The organism is Flavobacterium sp. (genome assembly GCF_036405015.1).
Taxonomy (GTDB): Bacteria; Bacteroidota; Bacteroidia; order Flavobacteriales; family Flavobacteriaceae; genus Flavobacterium.
The window spans coordinates 1-2686 of sequence record NZ_DASWYK010000247.1; the positions used below are offsets into that span (position 1 = coordinate 1).

Below are 2686 nucleotides of genomic sequence, written 5' to 3' on the forward strand. Positions count from 1 at the left end.
GATAATTTTGATATTGAAATAAAAGACAACTTTTTGAAAGATTTGAATATTAAAAAACAGCGGCCTGATAGTCGCTGTTTTTATTAGATTTCTCCTGTCATTAAAATATTTTCTTTTACACCTTTGTTTTTCAACATCCTAAAATGCGAACGTACTGCATGATAAAAAGGATAAGATGTATAAGGTAGATCGTACTCTTTTGCATAACGTCTTATAATTGGTGTGATGTATGGATAATAAGTATGTCCAACGCCTGGAAAAAGATGATGCGCCACGTGATGTGTAAATCCGCCGTAGAGAAAATTAGCCAGTTTGCTTTCTGTACTAAAATCTTTGGTTACAATCATTTGATGCATTGCCCAAGTTGCGGAAAGATTTCCTTCGTCATCGGTACCTGGAAAATTGGCATCTTCGTCAACATGTGTAGAAACCAAAGCGACAACTCCGAGGGCACTTCCGCACATGTGCATCAAAAGCCAGGCAAAAAGAACCGTATACCAAGGCTGATTTAGAAGCATCATAGGAATAAAAAGTATGTAAATCAGATTGATGATTTTGGCAGCAAATAAGCGATAGATTTCTTGTCTCGGAATTTTCTCTACTACTTTTTTTACATAATTATCTTTTGTCCCAAAAAAATCTTTAAAGTCTCTAATGTAAATCCAGTTAAGACTGTAAAGCGGATAAATAAACCACATATAAATATGTTGATATTTATGATAATCAAATAATGGGCTATTAGGAAAAATTCTAATGATATTACTTTGTTTGATATCTACGTCCCAATCGGGAACGTTTGGATAAGCATGATGAAGTCCAATATGGCGTCGCATCCAAAGCCAGTGATTACTCCCAAATAATTCTAAAACATACAAAAACCACTGATTGTGTTTTGGCTTTTTAAACAAAGCGCCGTGGGCTGCATCGTGAAAGGCGTTAATAAATAGAACAATCATCGTAATTCCTGACAAAATGTAAAAAAGGAAAAGTAAAGGTGTCTGGTTTCCAAAGATTAAGATACAACTGTAAAACACGAAAAAAACAGCTAAAAGTCCTAAAGACTTCACAACATTCAACAGATACAGCGATGAGTTATTTAAGACGGTTTCATTCACTTCTAAACGCATCTTTTTAAAAAAATCATCGGTTCCAGATTTTGCATAAACTGGTCGTTTTAATTTTTCCATATGGTTACTGGCTAGAAATTGTTCTATCAAATTTAATAAAAAAAAACTTAACCAATTACAATACAGGCGCTTAAATGCTTTTCTTATAAAAACAAAAAACCACTCTTAAAGAGTGGTTAAATTGTTTGGTTACATTTGCAAGGTTTAGATATTTTTTGGAAAAATATTTAGATTATCCCTCAAATTTTTTCTCTGCCAGTTTCAGTCTGATATTATGGATACGATCTTCGATATCTTCTAAATCATTCAGCATATTTTGCTTTTCATAAACTGCTCCGGCTTCATTAACCATGTTTTGCCCGTCTTCTGGCGCAAAAAGATCATTTAAATCTACGTCGGGAAAATTTTTACTTAAACTTAGAATAAATTCAGAGCCTATATTTGCTGTCCCATGTAAATATCTCCCAATCATTGCGGGGCTAAATCCTAGAATTTCACCCACCTCTTTTTGCTTTAATCCTTTAGCCTTAAAGAATTTGCTTAATTTCTCGTTATACATCATTTTCTAAATCAAAAAAAAATATAGTTTAAATATATTTTTTAACATTAAAAAGAATAAATAATATAATATTATTCTTACATTTACCTTTTTATAAAAATACTAATTAATAAATAGCAAATATATGCCAAAATTAATCAAAAATAGCAATTTTAAAGAAGATAATTCTCACAACGAAAAAGCTTATGAATTTATTAACAAGCATTTACCCGTAACCTATGTTGACCTTACCATTTCGTGCTTAATTAAAAAAGGGGTTAATGCGCCAAGTAAAGCCTTAATTAGAAATGTGAGAAACAAAACTATTGTACGAAATGATATTTTACTAGCGTTAGTAGAAGTAGCATATGAAAACAAAGAAGCAATTGAAAGAATTAAACTTCTGACTTCTTAACGCGGAAGTTAATTGAAGATTCTGAAACCAAAACTTATATCTATGACCGAACGAAATAAAAATAATAAAAGAGAAAAACCATCCATTAAGAATCGTTTTAATATTATATTGAAAAACGACGATTCAACAATTATTCCTTTTTTGTACGGAATGACAGTGGAAGAATATAAAGAAGGAGTAGAAATTCACTCTAAATGTTTTGATCAAATTAAAATGGTAAAAGTTTTATCTGATTTATAATTTAGAGGAATTATCAAATTTAGAAAATTCCCATGTTTTCGGGTTTTATAGTAAATCCTAATCGAAGCATGCTTTTATGTTCCTGATAATCTATTAAACTTTCTGTATAGCCAACAAACCATTGTAAAGTGATATAATAATTTTCATCTTTATAGGGTCTCCAGTTGAGTTGCGTTTGCAAAGATCCATAATTAATGAGGCCGCTTCCTTTTCTAAAAAGAACATCTGCGCTCCATCTTCCCGGTTGTATTTGATAGGTTGCACTTGCTTCTCCATAGCCCACATATTTGGTAAGTCCAGGATTATCTTCTTTATCTACTAATGGAATCCATCCTCGTATACCAACGGTCCATCTTGGAGAAACTT

Annotated in this window: 5 protein-coding genes; 2 read left to right on the top strand and 3 right to left on the bottom strand. The window is 31.7% G+C overall.

Annotated elements, in window-relative coordinates:
* Positions 1 to 83 precede the first annotated feature (83 nt).
* On the bottom strand, positions 84 to 1187 hold the full coding sequence (locus VGE71_RS21555; protein ID WP_331140165.1) for an acyl-CoA desaturase: 1104 nt from the start codon (positions 1185 to 1187) through the stop codon (positions 84 to 86).
* Positions 1188 to 1359: 172 nt separating this feature from the next.
* The gene (locus VGE71_RS21560; protein WP_331140166.1) at positions 1360 to 1689 is read right to left on the bottom strand and encodes a helix-turn-helix transcriptional regulator; all 330 of its coding nucleotides are present in this window, start codon (positions 1687 to 1689) and stop codon (positions 1360 to 1362) included.
* Positions 1690 to 1810: 121 nt separating this feature from the next.
* Between VGE71_RS21560 and VGE71_RS21565 the strand changes: the two genes are divergently transcribed.
* Together VGE71_RS21565 and VGE71_RS21570 are read left to right on the top strand one after the other, a co-directional pair.
* On the top strand, positions 1811 to 2080 hold the full coding sequence (locus VGE71_RS21565) for a hypothetical protein (protein WP_331140167.1): 270 nt from the start codon (positions 1811 to 1813) through the stop codon (positions 2078 to 2080).
* Positions 2081 to 2122: 42 nt separating this feature from the next.
* Positions 2123 to 2320 carry a hypothetical protein gene (locus VGE71_RS21570; RefSeq protein WP_331140168.1) on the top strand — a complete coding sequence of 66 codons (198 nt, stop codon included), beginning with the start codon at positions 2123 to 2125 and terminating at the stop codon, positions 2318 to 2320.
* 19 nt (positions 2321 to 2339) lie between these two features.
* Here VGE71_RS21570 and VGE71_RS21575 read toward each other — a convergent pair.
* Positions 2340 to 2686 (bottom strand): phospholipase A (locus VGE71_RS21575; protein ID WP_331140169.1); only part of this gene is annotated, 347 nt, incomplete at its 5' end.

What these genes read in the sequence shown, in the direction of transcription:
- VGE71_RS21565 (WP_331140167.1), top strand. Translation starts at nt 1,811, where the DNA reads ATGCCAAAATTAATCAAAAATAGCAATTTTAAAGAAGATAATTCTCAC.
- VGE71_RS21570 (WP_331140168.1), top strand. Translation starts at nt 2,123, where the DNA reads ATGACCGAACGAAATAAAAATAATAAAAGAGAAAAACCATCCATTAAG.
- VGE71_RS21555 (WP_331140165.1), bottom strand. Translation starts at nt 1,187, where the DNA reads ATGGAAAAATTAAAACGACCAGTTTATGCAAAATCTGGAACCGATGAT.
- VGE71_RS21560 (WP_331140166.1), bottom strand. Translation starts at nt 1,689, where the DNA reads ATGATGTATAACGAGAAATTAAGCAAATTCTTTAAGGCTAAAGGATTA.